Annotated in this window: 15 protein-coding genes; 1 reads left to right on the top strand and 14 read right to left on the bottom strand. The window is 66.5% G+C overall.

What is annotated here, in order from left to right; translation table 11 throughout:
* Positions 1-136 precede the first annotated feature (136 nt).
* A complete protein-coding gene (trxB, locus tag CK625_RS03020) occupies positions 137-1,096 on the top strand; it encodes a thioredoxin-disulfide reductase (RefSeq protein WP_095539054.1) in 960 nt (319 codons plus the stop codon).
* A 241-nt stretch (positions 1,097-1,337) separates the two neighbouring features.
* On the opposite strand, the gene dtd is transcribed toward trxB, so the two are convergent.
* The 14 genes from dtd to CK625_RS03090 form a co-directional block, all read right to left on the bottom strand.
* Complete coding sequence (gene dtd / locus CK625_RS03025) at positions 1,338-1,799, bottom strand: D-aminoacyl-tRNA deacylase (protein ID WP_095539055.1); 462 nt, start codon at positions 1,797-1,799, stop codon at positions 1,338-1,340.
* 17 nt (positions 1,800-1,816) lie between these two features.
* A complete protein-coding gene (locus CK625_RS03030) occupies positions 1,817-2,887 on the bottom strand; it encodes a P1 family peptidase (RefSeq protein ID WP_095538752.1) in 1,071 nt (356 codons plus the stop codon).
* A gap of 22 nt (positions 2,888-2,909) precedes the next feature.
* Positions 2,910-4,598 (bottom strand): M14 family metallopeptidase, encoded by a 1,689-nt coding sequence (locus CK625_RS03035; protein WP_238945467.1) that lies wholly within the window; start codon positions 4,596-4,598, stop codon positions 2,910-2,912.
* A gap of 285 nt (positions 4,599-4,883) precedes the next feature.
* Positions 4,884-6,116 carry an EI24 domain-containing protein gene (locus tag CK625_RS03040; protein ID WP_095538754.1) on the bottom strand — a complete coding sequence of 411 codons (1,233 nt, stop codon included), beginning with the start codon at positions 6,114-6,116 and terminating at the stop codon, positions 4,884-4,886.
* Positions 6,117-6,255: 139 nt separating this feature from the next.
* On the bottom strand, positions 6,256-6,864 hold the full coding sequence (locus CK625_RS03045; protein WP_095538755.1) for a tetratricopeptide repeat protein: 609 nt from the start codon (positions 6,862-6,864) through the stop codon (positions 6,256-6,258).
* A 69-nt stretch (positions 6,865-6,933) separates the two neighbouring features.
* Positions 6,934-7,407 carry a VOC family protein gene (locus tag CK625_RS03050; protein WP_095538756.1) on the bottom strand — a complete coding sequence of 158 codons (474 nt, stop codon included), beginning with the start codon at positions 7,405-7,407 and terminating at the stop codon, positions 6,934-6,936.
* A gap of 28 nt (positions 7,408-7,435) precedes the next feature.
* Entirely contained in the window at positions 7,436-8,548 is a 1,113-nt protein-coding gene (bioB, locus tag CK625_RS03055) for a biotin synthase BioB (protein WP_095538757.1), read from the bottom strand.
* A 216-nt stretch (positions 8,549-8,764) separates the two neighbouring features.
* Positions 8,765-9,157 carry an MAPEG family protein gene (locus CK625_RS03060; RefSeq protein WP_238945468.1) on the bottom strand — a complete coding sequence of 131 codons (393 nt, stop codon included), beginning with the start codon at positions 9,155-9,157 and terminating at the stop codon, positions 8,765-8,767.
* 124 nt (positions 9,158-9,281) lie between these two features.
* Positions 9,282-11,339 (bottom strand): acetyl-CoA carboxylase biotin carboxylase subunit, encoded by a 2,058-nt coding sequence (gene accC / locus CK625_RS03065; protein ID WP_095538758.1) that lies wholly within the window; start codon positions 11,337-11,339, stop codon positions 9,282-9,284.
* 157 nt (positions 11,340-11,496) lie between these two features.
* Positions 11,497-12,342, bottom strand: a complete 846-nt coding sequence (locus CK625_RS03070) for a restriction endonuclease (RefSeq protein WP_095538759.1) — start codon at positions 12,340-12,342, stop codon at positions 11,497-11,499.
* A 29-nt stretch (positions 12,343-12,371) separates the two neighbouring features.
* A complete protein-coding gene (locus CK625_RS03075) occupies positions 12,372-13,706 on the bottom strand; it encodes a type II toxin-antitoxin system HipA family toxin (RefSeq protein WP_238945469.1) in 1,335 nt (444 codons plus the stop codon).
* Positions 13,703-14,038 (bottom strand): helix-turn-helix domain-containing protein, encoded by a 336-nt coding sequence (locus CK625_RS03080; RefSeq protein WP_238945470.1) that lies wholly within the window; start codon positions 14,036-14,038, stop codon positions 13,703-13,705. The genes CK625_RS03075 and CK625_RS03080 overlap by 4 nt, the downstream gene beginning before the upstream one ends.
* 153 nt (positions 14,039-14,191) lie before the next feature.
* Positions 14,192-14,494, bottom strand: coding sequence for a helix-hairpin-helix domain-containing protein (locus CK625_RS03085; protein ID WP_095538761.1), 303 nt, complete (start codon positions 14,492-14,494; stop codon positions 14,192-14,194).
* Between the two features lie 18 nt (positions 14,495-14,512).
* Complete coding sequence (locus CK625_RS03090; protein WP_095538762.1) at positions 14,513-16,045, bottom strand: acyl-CoA carboxylase subunit beta; 1,533 nt, start codon at positions 16,043-16,045, stop codon at positions 14,513-14,515.
* Positions 16,046-16,127 lie beyond the last annotated feature (82 nt).

Here is a 16,127-nt window from a genome sequence, read left to right on the forward strand (position 1 = left end):
GCAGGCCATCAAAGCATTGCCACAGGCCGCCCATACAGGAAATCCCTACAATGGCACGCTCTCGGCAAACAAAGCCCGCATTATCGCAAAGAGCGGCTGAAACGCTTCATCCGCAACCCCATTTTTGGTGAAAAACATGAGCACTACCAACACATTACACGCCAAAGTTCTGATTCTCGGCTCCGGCCCGGCAGGCTACACCGCCGCCATCTACGCCGCACGCGCCAACCTGCAGCCCGTGCTCATCACCGGCATGGCCCAGGGCGGGCAGCTGACCACCACCACCGAAGTGGACAACTGGCCCGCCGACGCCGCCGGCGTGCAGGGCCCCGAGCTGATGGAGCGCTTTCTCAAGCACGCCGAGCGCTTCAACACCCAGATCGTGTTCGACCACATCCAGAGCGTGGACCTCTCGCAGCGCCCCTTCAAGCTCAACGGCGACAGCGGCAGCTACAGCGCCGACAGCCTGATCGTCGCCACCGGCGCCTCGGCCAAATACCTGGGCCTGCCCTCCGAGCAGGCTTTCATGGGCCGCGGCGTCTCGGCCTGCGCCACCTGCGACGGCTTTTTCTACCGCGACCAGGCCGTGGCCGTCGTCGGCGGCGGCAACACCGCCGTGGAAGAGGCGCTGTACCTCTCCAACATCGCCAGCAAGGTCACGCTGATCCACCGCCGCGACAAATTCCGCGCCGAAGCCATCATGATCGACAAGCTGATGGAAAAGGTGCAGGCCGGCAAGATCGAGCTCAAGCTGCACAGCGTGCTCGACGAAGTGCTCGGCGATGCCAGCGGCGTCACCGGCGTGCGCATCCGCAACGTGCAGGACGACAGCACCGAGGATCTGGCCCTGCAAGGCGCCTTCATCGCCATCGGCCACGCCCCCAACACCGAGATCTTCCAGGGCCAGCTGGAGATGAAAAACGGCTACATCCTCACCCAGGGCGGGCACGATGGCTTTGCCACGCAAACCAGCGTGCCCGGCGTGTTCGCCGCCGGCGACGTGCAGGACCACGTGTATCGCCAGGCCATCACCAGCGCCGGCACCGGCTGCATGGCCGCGCTGGACGCACAGCGCTTTCTGGAGCAACAGGCTTAAAAAGGCCCGCCTGCGCAGTGCGGCTTGGGCGGACTGCAACGGCGGCGGCACGCCCAGGCCGATGCCTTGGCCGGCTGTGAAATTGCAAGCAGGCTCTCACTGACGCCCCGCCATGCTGCGGGGCGTTTTTGACGTATTGGATGCTGACTCTCGCCATCGAGCGTCAGTCTGATGATTCCCGATGATTGGCCTCTATGCCATGCCTATGCCGACACGGCAGCCGCCAGGCTCTGCCTTTGCCTTATCCAGCGCCGGCAGCCGCCGGCGCAATGCGCAGGGGGATGGTCACGGGCCCGTCGTTGACCAGGGCGATTTGCATGTCGGCTGCGAAGATGCCTTGCGCCACATCGGCGTGGCGGGCGCGGGCCTGGGCCAGCAAGTAGTCGTAGAGCTGGCGCGCCAGCTCAGGCGCTGCGGCGGCGCTGAAGCTGGGGCGGTTGCCGCCGCTGCAGTCGGCCGCCAGCGTGAACTGGCTGACCAGCAGCAGGCCGCCCTGCAGGTCCTGCACGCTGCGGTTCATGCGGCCCTGGGCGTCGCTGAAGATGCGCAGCTTCAGCAGCTTGTCCAGCAGTTTGTCCGCCTGGGGCCGGCCGTCGCCGTGCTCGGCGCAGACCAGCACCAGCAGCCCCTGACCGATGGCGCCGACGGTGCGGCCATCGACCTGCACCTGGGCCTGCGCCACGCGTTGCACCAATGCGTGCATGTGCCGCCCCTTGCCCTTCACGCGCCCAGCAGCGCGCGGCGCTGCGCCGCTGCCACGGCGGGGATGCGCAGCTGCGCATCGGCGTAGTCCTGCGCGTGCAACACGGCGCGCAGCGTGGCCAGGGCCACGGCCTCGGCGACCATGGCGCCCAGCACCATGGCGCCGGGCGAGCTGGCGGCCAGGCCGGTGGAGAGCATGAACAAGGTGTCGCCGTCGGACTGCGTGTGCACAGGCGTGATGCAGCGCGCCAGGCCATCGTGCCCCTGGCCGGCCAGGCGCAGGGCCTGGGGGCGGGTCAGCGGCGCATCGGTGGCGATCACGCCAATGGTGGTGTTGCTGCCGGCCAGCGCGGGCAATGGCGCCTGCCCGGCCAGCAAGGCGCGCAGCGCGTCGCAGGGCTGGGGGCTGCCTGGCGCGGCGCGCGCGCCGGCGAGGATGGCGCCCCGCTCGGGGTGGCGCACGTCGCCCACGGCATTGCAGGCGATCAACGCGCCCACGGTGACGCCGCCCACACGCACCGAGGCCGAGCCGATGCCGCCGCGCATGGCGCGCTCCAGACCAAACATCTTGCCCACGATGGCGCCGCTGCCCGCGCCCACATTGCCCTGCGCCAGCGGCGTGCGGGCGTTGGCCTGGGTCTGGGCGGCCACGCAGGCCGCATGGCCGCAGGCGGCATCGGGGCGGATGCGCACATCGCCAATGAGCAGATCGAACAGCACGGCCGCAGGCACGATGGGCACGCGGCACACGCCAGTGTCCAGGCCCTGGCCCTGCTCTTCCAGCCAGCGCACCACGCCGCTGGCGGCGTCCAGCCCGAAGGCGCTGCCGCCGCACAGGACGATGGCGTGGACTTTCTCCACCAGGTTGCCGGGGGCGAGCAAGTCGGTCTCGCGCGTGCCGGGCGCGGCGCCGCGCACGTCCACCGCCGCGATGGCGCCCTGCCCGCCCGGCGCGGCATGGGCATGGCCGGCGGCCAGCACCACGGTGCAGCCGGTGGCGCGGCCGGCCATCTGGGCATGGCCTGCGGCAATGCCGGGCACATCGGTGATGCAGCTGGGGCGCTGCAGGCGCTGGGCCAGGTCGTCCATGCGTGCGTGCTCCAGGCCGGGCTTATTCGACTTCTTCAAAAACCAGCGCCGGCGGCTCGACGACGCGCACCAGGCTGCCCAGGTCGTGCTGGATGCGGTTGGCGAAGTAGCTGTTTTGCGTGTCGGGCTCCAGCGCGGCAATGGCCAGGTTGGCCAGCGGCTGGCCCATGGGCACGTAATAGCTGCCCGCCGGCACGGTGACGCGCTCGCGCGCCAGTTGCACCTGCACGCGCAGGATCTGCGCCTCGCTGCCCATGGGGCCGAGCACGTCCTGGCGCTGGCCTTGCTCACGGGCCGTTTCCTGATAGCGCTCGACCTGCAGGTCGCCGGCCTCGGCCACGCGCAGCACGTTCACGCCCAGCATTTGCAGCCGGGCCACGGCATCGCCCTCGCTGTGCGCCAGCAGGTAGCCGCAGGGGCGGTTGCGCTGGCGCGTGCTTTGCAGCTGCAGCGAGGATTTCCAGGGCAGCTTGCGCACCACGTCGGCGCCGGTGTTCGCATCCAGCAGCAGCACTTCCTTGTGCTCCTGCGTCTGCGCCGCCTCGATGACGACCTGGCCGTTGCAGGCCGAGGACGCGGCCTCGCGCTCGACATAGCTCTTGACCTGCTGCAGGTGCGAGGCGCGCACGGCGGCCTGCTCCAGCACCTTGCGCACCAGCACCACGTGCGTGTGCACGCGCCGCTGGATGTGGTGGCGGCCGATGCCCACGCCGCGCGTCTCGATCAGCAGGCTCACGGCGTTCTTCAGGCCGTTGACGTTGCGCCCCGTGTCCGGGCGGATGCCGCCCATAGCCAGCGACTGGTCCTGCATGTCGCTGGAGGTCGTGAAATACCACTGCGCGCGCAGGTCGTGGCGCTTGAGCTCCTGGAACATGGGCTGCACGAACCACTCATTGGCCGCCTTGATGGTGAAGTCGCCGATGTTGGGCGTATTGGCGTACTGCAGCATGGCGTCGTAGGCCTGCACGAGCTGGAACTTCTGCTGCACGCGCCCCATGACGCTGAACTCGTGGCTGTCGACGATGACCAGCGGCCGGTAATCGCGCACCAGCTGCGCCAGCGCGCGCGCCTCGGGCGTGCGCAGCAGCAAATGGTCGCGGTTGAGGTCGATGTCGTTGCCCAGCGCGCGCCGGCCCGCCAGCGCGCCATCGGGGTTGGCGCGCGGCACGATGATGACGTTGAGCTGGTTCAGCGCCGAGGCCCATTGCCCATTGAGCAACTGCTCAGCGGCCACCAGCAGGGCCTCGCCCGCGGCCGGCTCATTGCCATGCTGCTGGCCGATGAGCAGCACCGTGGGCTTGCCCGAGCGCGCAAAGCCCGCCGGATCCAGCGTCACGCCCTTGCCCAGCAGCAGCGCATGGATGGGCGCGCCGGCCTGCGAGCGGCCAATCACCAGCGGCTGCGCAGCAACGCCGGCCACGGGCCGGGCCGCCAGCTGGCCCAGGAAGGTCTGGATTTCCTCATTGCTGGTGAACTGCTCGCGCCCTTGCTGCAGGCCCGGCGTGGCATAGCGCACGGCCGGCTCGGCAAAGCGCGCCGCCACGGCCGGACTGTAGGGCGCTGCCGCCTCGCCCTGCACGCCCATGGGCATCGCCTGACCAGGCGGCAGGCGGTGCACCTGGCCGGCCTGCACAGCCTGGCCCTGCTCCCACGGCGGCAAGGGCGTGCTGCTGCACGCCGCCAGCAGGCCGGCCAGCAGCGCGCTGGCCATGCCGGCTCCCAGCCTGCGGCCTGCGGGGGCGCTCGAAGATGATGGGGCGATGGTTCGGTTCCTTGGGTGCATGGCCAACCTCTCTTTGCTTTGTTCTCGTCGGGGCTTAGAGCGTGTGATGCACTTTGCGCCCCCGCGCAAAGTGCATCACACGCTCCAGAACAGATCAATTCGCCACCAGCCCCAGGGCCTCCCGTGCGGGCGGCGGCAAAACGGCCTGCGTGTGCAGGCCGGCGCAAACCATACCATAGCTGCGCGCCCTGCCCAGCGGCGCCGGGCGGGCTTTCAGGCAGATGGCGCGGCGCTGGTCGGGCCTGGCTGCGGCCCTGGCCCGGCGGCGGGCTGACCGGGCTCCTGCGCAATGGGTTGCGCAGCGGCGCTGGCCCGTGGTGGCGCTGGCGTGGGCGGCAGTGGCGCTGGCGTGGCCGCCGCACCCGCAACGTCCGCTGCGCCTGTCGCGCCCTGCACGGCTTGCTGGGCAGGCCCAGCCCCGGCATCGGGCTGGGCGCTGGCTGAAGGGCCAGGGGCCGCAGCGCCAGCCACGGGCGCAGGCGCAGGGCCCGCGCTGCGCGCCCCGTCAGCAGCGGCATCGGGCGTCGCGCCAGGGGCGGCATCGCCCACGTCGCCAGCAGATGGCAGCGCCGGGGTGGCAGGTGGTTGAGTCGGCTGGGGCGGCGCAGGGCGGGGCAGCGCCGTGGCGGGCGGGGCCGGCGGCACCATCGCCAGCGGGCCGCGCTGCGCGGCCAAGACCTCCAGGCAGTAATGCGCATACCACAGCGAGGTCAGCGCAAACACCCAGGTGAACAGCCAGACGGCCAGCGGGATCAGCACCACGAAGGCCACGGCAAAGATCAGGCCCGAGGCCCAGAGCACGCTGGGCGCAGCGCTGAGAAAGCCGCACAGCACGCCGATGAGCAGCAGCGGCCAGCGGTGCCGGGCCATGATCTGGCGCCGCTCGGCAGGGCTGGCGTACTGCGCCAGCGCATCGAAGCTCAGGATGCGATAGGCCAGCCAGCCCCAGATCAGCGGCGGCAGCACCAGCGCCAGCGGCGGGATCAGCCACAGCACCAGCGTGGCCAGCAGCGCCATGCAGGCCATGGCGGTGGACAGCAGCGACCAGCCCAGGCTCTGAAAGAACTGGTTGCCGCCGCGCCGCTCCAGCCCCGGAAAGCGCCGCCCGGCCACATCCTTGGCCATCATCGGCGTCATGAACAGGCTCACCAGCAGCAGGCTGAGCACGATCAGCAGCGGCGTGACCAGCATCACCACCAGCAGCTGGGCAAAAAACGCCGTGGCATTGGCAAAGCCCAGCTCGACCAGCCGCGCATCGAACCAGCCCCAGATGCTGCTGCCCTCCATCCAAGTAGCCATGGCAGCGGTGGCGCTGTCCCAGTACAGATAGCCCAGCAACAGGCTGGCGGCAATAATCAGCCCCAGCGGCAGCAGCGACAAGGCGATGATGCGCGGCCGAAAGCTATCGACCAGGGCGCGCCAGAACGATTCCAGAATGCGTGTCATCTCATTCCTTTCCAAAAGCCTGTGGCGGCACTAAAAAACACACACCAACCAGTGGCACACCCTCGCCCTTGCAACGGCCCCAATCCGCTCGCTCTTTCTGTGCGCTCAAAAAAAGCACCGTTGCTTCATCTGATGGTGCTCAAAACCCTGCCTTGTTCAAACGGGCGTATTCGTCGCAGCCATCTTGATCGCCGCTGTCACAGGCTTGGCCGTACCATTCTTTGGCTGTAGCGGTGTTTTGCCCAACTCCACGACCGTGCTCGTACATCCGCCCCAGGAAAAACCGTGCGCCTGAATTTCCTTGCTGCGCCGACTTGAGGAACCACTCCGCGGCCTTGGCGTAGTCCTGGCGCACGCCTTGGCCTAAGTAGAAACTCATCCCTAAACTGAATTGCGCGCCCGCGTGCCCCTGCTGCGCCGCTTTGCGGAACCACTCCACTGCTTGGGTATCGTCCTGACGCACGCCCACGCCGATGTCATACATCACCCCCAGGCTGAATTGCGCATTCGCCTCCCCCTGCTGCGCGGCTCTGCGGAACCACTCCACTGCACGGGCATCGTCCCGGCGCACGCCTCGGCCTAAGCCATACATCAATCCCAAAACGTACTGCGAATGCGCAACCCCTTTCTGCGCTTCGGCCTGGATGGCGGCAAAGTCCAACTTCGGCTCCTCGGCCTGCGCCCAGGGCGAAAAGGCCAAGCTGGCTGCCAGCAGCGCGACGATGCGGGCGATGCAGTTCAGGCTCACGGCAGGTCCCTTTCTTTCGTTTAAACAGAGAGACTCATCAGGGCACACGAGGCCAGGTACAAGCGCCCATCACCCCAACGCCGCAATCACCTCCGGCGGGGCCTGCACCAGTTCGATCAGCACGCCTTCGCCCGAGATGGGGAATTCGTCGTTGGCCTTGGGGTGCAGAAAGCAGATGTCGTGGCCGGCTGCGCCCTTGCGGATGCCGCCAGGGGCAAAGCGCACGCCCTGGCTGCTGAGCCATTCGACGGCCTTGGGCAGGTCGTCGATCCACAGGCCCACGTGGTTGAGCGGCGTGGCGTGCACGGCCGGTTTGCCTTCGGGGTCGATGGGCTGCATCAGATCGACCTCGACCTTGTAGGGGCCCTGGCCCATGCTGAGGATGTCTTCGTCGACGTTCTCGCGCTCGCTGCGGAAGTGGCCGGTCACTTGCAGCCCCAGGGCGTCAACCCACAGCTGGCGCAGTTTGTCCTTGCTCAGCGCGCCGATGGCGATTTGCTGGATGCCCAGCACCTTGAAGGGGCGTGTTGCTTGGGTGCTCATGTGTTTTTTCTCCTTGAAAGCCTTGGCGTCAGCGGGCTGCGCCCTGCTGGATGTTCAGATGGGCGTGGCTGTGGGCGTGGCGCTCGTCCTCGACCTGGGTGTGGCGGCCGTTGATGCCCAGCTTGGCCAGCAGGCGGGCGTCGTCGCCGGCCTCGGGGTTGCCGGTGACCAGCAGCTTGTCGCCGTAGAAGATGGAGTTGGCCCCGGCCAGAAAGCACAGGGCCTGCACGGCCTCGCCCAGTTGCTGGCGGCCAGCCGAGAGGCGCACGCGCGCCTTGGGCATGGTGATGCGGGCCACGGCGATGATGCGCACGAAGTCCAGTGGATCGACGGGCTCGGAATCGGCCAGCGGCGTGCCGGGCACGGGCACGAGGCTGTTGATGGGCACGGATTCAGGATACGGATCGAGGTTGGCCAGCTGCGCGATCAGCCCGGCGCGGTGCACGGGCGCTTCGCCCATGCCGATGATGCCGCCGCAGCAGACGCTGATGCCCGCATCGCGCACGGCCTGCAGGGTGTCGAGGCGATCCTGGTAGTTGCGGGTATCGACCACCGATTCGTAGTACTCGGGCGCGGTGTCAAGGTTGTGGTTGTAGTAGTCCAGCCCGGCGGCGCGCAGGGCCTTGGCCTGGTGCGGCTGGAGCATGCCCATGGTGGCGCAGGTTTCCATGCCCAGGCCTTTGACGGCGGCAATGAGCTCGACGACTTTTTCGATGTCGCGGTCCTTGGGCGCGCGCCAGGCCGCGCCCATGCAAAAGCGGGTCGCGCCCGCGTCCTTGGCGGCCTGGGCGGCGGCGCGCACTTCGTCCACAGCCATGAGCTTCTGCGCCTTCACGCCCGTGTCGTACTCGGCCGATTGCGGGCAGTAGCCGCAGTTCTCGGGGCAGCCGCCGGTCTTGACCGACAGCAGCGTGGCCAGCTCCACATCGCCCTTGGGCCAGTGCTGGCGGTGCACGGTCTGGGCCTGGTAGAGCAAGTCCATGAACGGCAAATCCAGCAGTTGCTGGACGGCCTCCACGCTCCAGCGCTGGGGCTTGGCATCGGCCGGCACTTTTTTGCTGCGCGGCGTGTGAAAGACCAGCGGCTGGCCGCCATCGAACTGCGCGGCGGGGGCCTCAAGTGGTGTGGTGTAGTTTTCCATCTCCGTCCTTTTTCTCATGGCCGCGCCGCGGCGGGGCGCAGCCTTTGGTGTGCGTTGCAATGCCTGGTGCTGCATTCAGGGGGCGTCTGTGCCTGCGGCCTGCAGCCCGGCCCGATTGTTCTTTGCCTGGGCCGCGCCGGCACGGGTCTGCGCGCCAGATGGGTCGCACTTCATGCCAAAGCGCGGGCCAATGGCCATCGGCGCAGCCCCCACCAATCACGCTGGCTGGCGCAACAGCGCCCCGGCCAGCGCCGCCAGCAGCAGCGCCATGTTGGGGATGACGCTGAGCAAAAAGCCAGGCGCGCGGCTGGCCGGATCGGCCAGGTACTGGCGGCAGTACAGCAGCCGCCCTGCCAGGTAGACCACGCCAATGCCGGCGATCACGGCATTGGGCCAGTACAGGCTGGCAATCAGCAGCGCGGGCAGAAAGCACACCAGCTGCTCCAGCGTGTTCATCTGCACGCGCAGCGCGCGCTCGAACATCTCATGCCCGGTCATGGCCGGCGCCTTGACGCCGTACTTTTCGCGCATACGGCCCACCAGAACGCCAAAAGCCAAAAACTGGGCGATGGCCAGCAAGGCGACGATGTGCACATAGTTCATGTTCATGGCGATTCTTCCCCCCCAGGCAGGCAATGGGCCCCGGGCACAGCCGCAGGGCACAGGGCGCTGGGCGCTGCGCCATGGCCTGGTGCGCAAGCCATGGCGCATGCCCATGCAGGTCAGCGGTGCATCACTCGAATTCGAGGATCACCTGGTCCACAGCCAGGGACTCGCCCTTGCTGGCGACAACCTTGCTGACCACGCCGTCCTGCGCGGCAAACAGCACGTTCTCCATCTTCATGGCCTCGATCACCGCCAGGCGCTCGCCGGCCTGCACCTTCTGGCCAGGCTGCACTTCGACATTGACCAGCAGGCCCGGCATGGGCGAGAGCAGGAACTTGGACAGATCGGGCGGCGCCTTGAAGGGCATGAGGCGAAACAGCTCGGCGCGGCGCGTGGTCAGCACCATGGCCTCGATCTGGCGCCCGTTGTGGCTGATGCGCAGCGCCAGCGGGCTCTTGCCCACGCCGCGCTCGATCTGCGCCGTGAAGGGCTGGCCGTTGACCGTGCCCTGCACCGCCACCTGGTGGCCCAGCGCAGTCTGCGCCTGCAGCTCGTAGCGTTTGCCGCCGATCACGACCACGGCCTTGTCGGCCTGCTCGTGCTCGTACTGCTCGACCAGCGCATCGGCATAGGTGTGCTGGCCCTGGCGCGCATCGAGCTCGATGACGACGAACTCCTTGCCCACGCGCACTTCCTGGCCGGCGAACTGGCCGGAGATGCGGCTGGCGCGGTCGCGAAAGCGCAGCGTCGTCCACACCGCCAGCGCCTGCAGGAATTGGGGCTCATCGTGGTGCACGTCCTCGGCGCGAAAGCCCTCGGGGTAGTGCTGGGCGATGAAGCCGGTGTTGAAGTTGCCCGAGACGAAATCCGGGTGCGAGAGCAGCGCCGCCTGAAACGGGATATTGCTGCTGATGCCGCGGATGACAAAACCGTTGAGCGCCTCGCGCATGCGGGCGATGGCGTCCGCGCGATCCTTGCCGTGCACGATGAGCTTGGCAATCATGGAGTCGTAGTACATCGGGATTTCGCCGCCCTCGTACACGCCCGTGTCCACACGCACGCCCAAGTCCGTGCTGGCCTGGCCCTGCTGCAGGTTTTGCTCGGGCGGGGCAAATCGCACCAGCCGCCCGGTGGAGGGCAGGAAGTTGCGAAACGGATCCTCGGCGTTGATGCGGCACTCGATGGCCCAGCCCTCCAGCTTCACGTCGGCCTGGGTGAAAGCGAGTTTTTCACCGGCGGCCACGCGGATCATTTGCTCCACCAGATCCAGCCCGGTGATGCACTCGGTCACCGGGTGCTCCACCTGCAAGCGGGTGTTCATCTCCAGGAAGTAAAAGTCCTGGTTCTTGCCGACCACGAACTCCACCGTGCCCGCACTCTGATACTTCACGGCCTTGGCCAGCGCCACGGCCTGCTCGCCCATGGCCTTGCGGGTTTCGGCGCTGATGAAGGGCGAAGGCGCTTCCTCGATCACCTTCTGGTGGCGGCGCTGGATGGAGCACTCGCGCTCATGCAGATAGACCACGTTGCCGTGCGCATCGCCCAGCACCTGGATTTCGATGTGGCGCGGCTGCTCAACGAATTTCTCGATGAACACGCGGTCATCGCCAAAGGAGTTGCGCGCCTCGTTGCGGCAGGACTCGAAGCCCTCCAGCGCCTCCTTGTCGTTGAAGGCCACGCGCAAGCCCTTGCCGCCGCCGCCGGCGCTGGCCTTGATCATGACGGGATAGCCAATGCCCTTGGCGATCTCCACGGCCTTTTCGGCCGATTCGATCGGGTCGTTGTAGCCGGGGATGGTGTTGACCTTGGCCTGCTCGGCCAGCTTCTTGGAGGCGATCTTGTCGCCCATGGCGGCAATGGCCTCGTGCTTGGGGCCGATGAAGGCGATGCCGTTTTCCTCCACCTTGCGCGCGAACTCCTCGTTCTCGCTCAAAAAGCCATAGCCGGGGTGGATGGCCTCGGCCCCAGTGGCCTTGGCCGCCTCAATGATCTTGTCGCCCAGCAGGTAGGACTCGCGCGAAGGCGGCGGCCCCAGGCGCACGGCCTCGTCGGCCATTTGCACAAAGCGCGCCTCCTTGTCGGCGTCGGAATACACGGCCACGGTGGCAATGCCCATTTTCTTGGCCGTGGCAATGACGCGGCAGGCGATTTCGCCGCGGTTGGCAATCAAAATTTTCTTGAACATATTCAACGGGCCTTTCAGCTAATAACCGACACCGAAGCGGCGAAATCGCCTGCTTGCGCTGCGCGCACCTGGCAGTTTGGCGAAACCGCGATTTCGCCGCAGTTGGCAATGGGGATTTTTTTGAACATAGTGGTTTCCTTTTGATGTTTTCATTCCGTCAGGCTTTGTCCCAGCCTGTGTCGAAGTAATCACTGTCTACATGTTGAATGGCCAGCGTCTTGACTGTGGACACACCCACGCCGTGCTCCACCATCAAACGTGCCAACTGCGCGCCGTCGATCAAGGCCACTTTCTGGTTTTGCAACCGAGTAACAAAATCACGCGCATCGCGCGAAAACTCAGCGCTGGTGATGAATACGCCCTTGTTGGCGCCTGCACCCGTCAAGGCGCCCAGGAATTGTTGCACTTCGGGACGGCCCACACTTTGTGCGGTGTAACGCTTGGCCTGAATGTAGATGCTGCTCAGGCCCAGCTTGTCTTCATGCACCAGGCCATCCACACCGCCGTCGCGGCTATAGGGCGTGACGCGGCCAGAGGATTCGTCAAAGCCGTAGCCCATGGCCAGCAGCACATCGACCACCAGGCGTTCAAAGTGCTGCGGCTGCATTTGCTTGACACGCTCCAGCACATCCGCACGCAAGCGTTCAGTCAGTTGCGCGATTACGGTTTCAAGCGCCTCTTGCGGGTCTTGTTGCTGCTGTTGATTGGGTGGCGCAAGGGGCTGCCCGGCACTGAGCGCGGCTTTTCCCTTAGGAGTAATTTGCACCACACCGCGTTTGGGTGAATCCAGCAAACCCTCTTGCTTCAGGTAATAGCGCGCCCACCAAACCATGTTGGGAAATTTGAGCTCCCCACTGCTGGCATAGCGGGCGCTTGTGTCTTCTGCCGTCAAAGCCAGCGCCTGCTCCAGTGCAGACACCACATCAGACATGCGGTGTTCTTGCCCGTCAGCCAGCGCGGTCAGCAGGGCTTGCTTGATCGTAGGGGTATCGGGTATTGCCATGTGTGTTGTCCGTCCTTTTCTACTCAAACTCAAGCACTGCCCTGCACCGCCTGCCACACCGGCGTCAAGGCTGCGCGCATCTGCTGCATCGTCGTGGCGCAGATGGGTAAGTCCTGCAAAAGATCAGGCGCCGGTTGCAGGGCTTGCAGCCAGTGCTCAATGACGCGCTCGGCGTCCTTGGGCTTGATGCCGCCTTGGCGCGCCACTTGCAGCAGCTGGCGGCGGCCGGGGGTGCGGCCTTCGCCGGCTACGCTGGTGCTGTGCTCGGCGCCGGGGCCGTGGCTGAACGTCATGTCGAACGCGGGCGAGAGGCGCCAGCGGCCATCGGCGTCCATCAGGTAGGCAAAGTTCTTGGCGTGGTCGTCGCGGTTGTGGGTGAGCACGTTGAACACGCAGCGCTCGAACGCCTTGAGGGTTTCGCGGTAATCGCCCGTCAGGCGCGCGGTAGCCAGCAGCACGGTGCTGTAGTCCAGCGCAGGCAGGCGGTGGTCGGCGTGCAGCGCGGCGGCCAGGCTGAGCATGGGCACGCGCACTTCAGCGCCGCTGCCGGGCAGGCGCAGGCGGTCGAAGCGCCGCACGCCAAAGGCGGCGTGGCCGCCAGACAGAGCAAAGTGGCGCGGCTCGGGCATGTCCATGCCGCCGGCGCGGGCCAGGCGGGCGTACAGGGTTTCCATGGCGCAGACTTCGCTGTGCTCGCCCTGGGCCGGGAATTTGACCAGCCAGGGTTCGCCCTGGGCCTGGGCGGCTGACGCATCGGACGTGACAGGCGTGTCGGCCATGAAACGCGCTGCCTCTGGCATCCAACGCAGCAAGGCCTTGGGGCGTGCGCCCTGGGGCGAGCCGCCCACCAGCAGCAGGCGCTGCAACTGGGCCTCGGGCGTGGCATCCGGCCCTTCTTCCACGCTGGCCAGCAGGCTTTGCACGTCGCGCGCCAGCGCGGCCAGGCTGATGCCTGCGGGCAAGGGCTCGGCCAAGGGCTGCGCCGGCTCGAAAGACCATGCGCCCACGGCCGAATCCCCCAGCATGGCCAGGCGCTCCAGCACGGAGACGGCGCGCGGATCGCGCCCCTGGCGGCGCAGGGCGCGGTCCATCAGCAGCATGCCCCAGCCGTCGGGCAGGGCATCGGCAATGAAGCCGGGCAAGCCATGCGCATGGGCCGGCCCGATCAAGGCCGCAGGCGCAGCGCCCGCGCGCGGCAGAGGCGCGTGCAGGGGCGAGAACTCGCGCCCGCGCTCAATGGCCTCGCGCGAATACTCGAACAGCAGGCGGCCACCCACCTGCGCCAATTGCCCGGCCAGCCAGCGCTCGCCCCAGCCGCCATAAAAGACGTTCAGGCGCGTGATGGGCGACAGGCTCAGGTTCATGCACCCGCTCCGCCAGATGCACCGGATGCACCGGATGCGCCCCGCACGCGCTTGCTGGCGCGCTGGCGCTGGGCGGCGGCGGCCTGCTGCTCGGCCTGGGCGATGGTTTGCGGCACATGCACGAACAAGGCATCGAGCTCCTGCGCCACCTGCAAAGCCTGCGCCACGCGCACCAGCAGCTCCAGCGAGGCCTGGCCCGAAGCCTCCAGCCGCCGGATGGACGACAGCGAAGCGCCTGCCATCGCAGCCAGCTCCTGCTGCGAGATGTTGCGCGCCAGCCGCAGCGCGCGCAGGCGCTCGCCCAGCACTTGGCAGACGGATTCGGGGGGCACGAGAGACAACATTCAACACATCAAATATGAACCGTTAAGGTCAATTATTACACTCAATCATTCAAATAAGAGCTTTTAAGAAAAGCCACTCGCAAGCCGCTCGCCTCGACCACCAAAGCATTCGGCAGTGCAACAGCTGGCTTCGGATGGTTTTCACGCATCGCCTCGCCGAGTTTGTGCCAGCAACGCCTTGCGCTGCGGCGTGAAGGCCCACCAGGGTTGGGCGCGGCCACCGTTCATGAAGTCGTGTGCGGCCATGAACACATCGAGCACGCAAGGGTCATGGCGTTGGGTCGTGGAGGCGCACAGAGCCTCGTAAGCGGCCAGCGGGTTCATGCGGCGCACGTCGTCTGGCGTGGCAATGCCCAGGCCGCGCAGGTCAGCCGCGATCGACAGGCCGACGTTGGGAATGTCGGTCAGTTTCGTGACCTGATCGGCGCTGGCGGCTTTGGGCATGGGCAAAAGCGGCTGCAATTACAGCGGGATGTTGTCGTGCTTGCGCCAGGGGTTGTCCAGCTGCTTGTCCTTGAGCATGGTCAGGCTGCGGCAGATGCGCTTGCGGGTTTCGTGCGGGTGGATGACGTCGTCGATGAAGCCGCGCGCGCCTGCAACGAAGGGGTTGGCAAAGCGGGCTTTGTATTCGGCTTCGCGGGCGGCGAGTTTTTCCGGGTCGTTCTTGTCTTGGCGGAAGATGATTTCCACCGCGCCCTTGGCGCCCATGACGGCGATTTCAGCGTTGGGCCAGGCCAGGTTGACGTCGCCGCGCAGGTGCTTGGAGGCCATCACGTCGTACGCACCGCCATAGGCTTTGCGGGTGATGACGGTGATCTTGGGCACAGTAGCCTCGGCGTAGGCAAAAAGCAGCTTGGCGCCGTGCTTGATGATGCCGCCGTATTCCTGCGCGGTGCCGGGCATGAAGCCGGGCACGTCCACGAAGGTGACGATGGGGATGTTGAAGGCATCGCAAAAGCGCACGAAGCGCCCGGCCTTGATGCTGCTCTTGATGTCCAGGCAGCCGGCCAGCACCAGCGGCTGGTTGGCAACAATACCCACGGTCTGGCCATTCATGCGCGCCAGGCCGATGACGATGTTCTTGGCGTAGTCCGGTTGCAGCTCGAAGAAGTCGTCGTTGTCCACGACTTTGAGGATGAGCTCCTTGATGTCGTAGGGCAGGTTGGGGTTGGCGGGCACCAGGGTGTCGAGGCTGTAGTCCATGCGGTCGGCCGGGTCGCTGGTGGGGCGCACGGGCGGTTTTTCGCGATTGGACAGCGGCAGGTAGTTGTAGAGCCGGCGCACCATCATCAGGGCTTCGACGTCGTTTTCGAAGGCCATGTCGGCCACGCCGCTCTTGCTGCTGTGGGTGAGCGCGCCGCCAAGCTCTTCGGCGGTGACTTCTTCGTGGGTGACGGTTTTGACCACATCTGGGCCGGTGACGAACATGTAGCTCGAATCCTTGACCATGAAGATGAAGTCGGTCATGGCCGGCGAATACACCGCACCGCCAGCGCAAGGGCCCATGATGACGCTGATTTGCGGCACAACGCCCGAGGCCAGCACGTTTTGCTGGAACACGTCGGCATAGCCGCCCAGCGAGGCCACGCCTTCCTGGATGCGCGCGCCGCCCGAGTCGTTCAGACCGATGACGGGGGCGCCGACCTTCATGGCTTGCTGCATGATCTTGACGATTTTCTCGGCATGGGCCTCGGAGAGCGCGCCGCCAAAGACGGTGAAGTCCTGGCTGAAGACGAACACCAGGCGGCCGTTGATCATGCCGTAGCCAGTAACGACGCCGTCTCCGGGGATTTTGGTGTCCTGCATGCCAAAGTCGGAGCAGCGGTGCTCGACGAACATGTCCCATTCTTCAAACGTGCCTTCGTCGAGCAGCAGCTCGATGCGCTCGCGCGCAGTCAGCTTGCCCTTGGCGTGCTGCGCATCGATGCGCTTTTGCCCGCCGCCCATGCGGGCCTGGGCGCGTTTTTCTTTGAGTTTTTCAACGATGTCTTGCATGGTCTTCCTTTGGGTCGATCGAATGGCTTGCGGCTGGAGCCCCCAGGGCGGCAACCGCGCATTGTCTACGGTTTGCACACAC

It is taken from the genome of Vandammella animalimorsus (assembly GCF_002285265.1).
GTDB lineage: Bacteria > Pseudomonadota > Gammaproteobacteria > Burkholderiales > Burkholderiaceae_C > Lampropedia.

What these genes read in the sequence shown, in the direction of transcription:
- CK625_RS03035 (WP_238945467.1), bottom strand. Translation starts at nt 4,598, where the DNA reads ATGGCCAGCGCGCTGCTGGCCGGCCTGCTGGCGGCGTGCAGCAGCACG.
- CK625_RS03085 (WP_095538761.1), bottom strand. Translation starts at nt 14,494, where the DNA reads ATGCCCAAAGCCGCCAGCGCCGATCAGGTCACGAAACTGACCGACATT.
- CK625_RS03090 (WP_095538762.1), bottom strand. Translation starts at nt 16,045, where the DNA reads ATGCAAGACATCGTTGAAAAACTCAAAGAAAAACGCGCCCAGGCCCGC.
- CK625_RS03050 (WP_095538756.1), bottom strand. Translation starts at nt 7,407, where the DNA reads ATGAGCACCCAAGCAACACGCCCCTTCAAGGTGCTGGGCATCCAGCAA.
- CK625_RS03040 (WP_095538754.1), bottom strand. Translation starts at nt 6,116, where the DNA reads ATGACACGCATTCTGGAATCGTTCTGGCGCGCCCTGGTCGATAGCTTT.
- CK625_RS03070 (WP_095538759.1), bottom strand. Translation starts at nt 12,342, where the DNA reads ATGGCAATACCCGATACCCCTACGATCAAGCAAGCCCTGCTGACCGCG.
- bioB (WP_095538757.1), bottom strand. Translation starts at nt 8,548, where the DNA reads ATGGAAAACTACACCACACCACTTGAGGCCCCCGCCGCGCAGTTCGAT.
- CK625_RS03060 (WP_238945468.1), bottom strand. Translation starts at nt 9,157, where the DNA reads ATGAACATGAACTATGTGCACATCGTCGCCTTGCTGGCCATCGCCCAG.
- dtd (WP_095539055.1), bottom strand. Translation starts at nt 1,799, where the DNA reads ATGCACGCATTGGTGCAACGCGTGGCGCAGGCCCAGGTGCAGGTCGAT.
- CK625_RS03075 (WP_238945469.1), bottom strand. Translation starts at nt 13,706, where the DNA reads ATGAACCTGAGCCTGTCGCCCATCACGCGCCTGAACGTCTTTTATGGC.
- trxB (WP_095539054.1), top strand. Translation starts at nt 137, where the DNA reads ATGAGCACTACCAACACATTACACGCCAAAGTTCTGATTCTCGGCTCC.
- CK625_RS03030 (WP_095538752.1), bottom strand. Translation starts at nt 2,887, where the DNA reads ATGGACGACCTGGCCCAGCGCCTGCAGCGCCCCAGCTGCATCACCGAT.
- accC (WP_095538758.1), bottom strand. Translation starts at nt 11,339, where the DNA reads ATGTTCAAGAAAATTTTGATTGCCAACCGCGGCGAAATCGCCTGCCGC.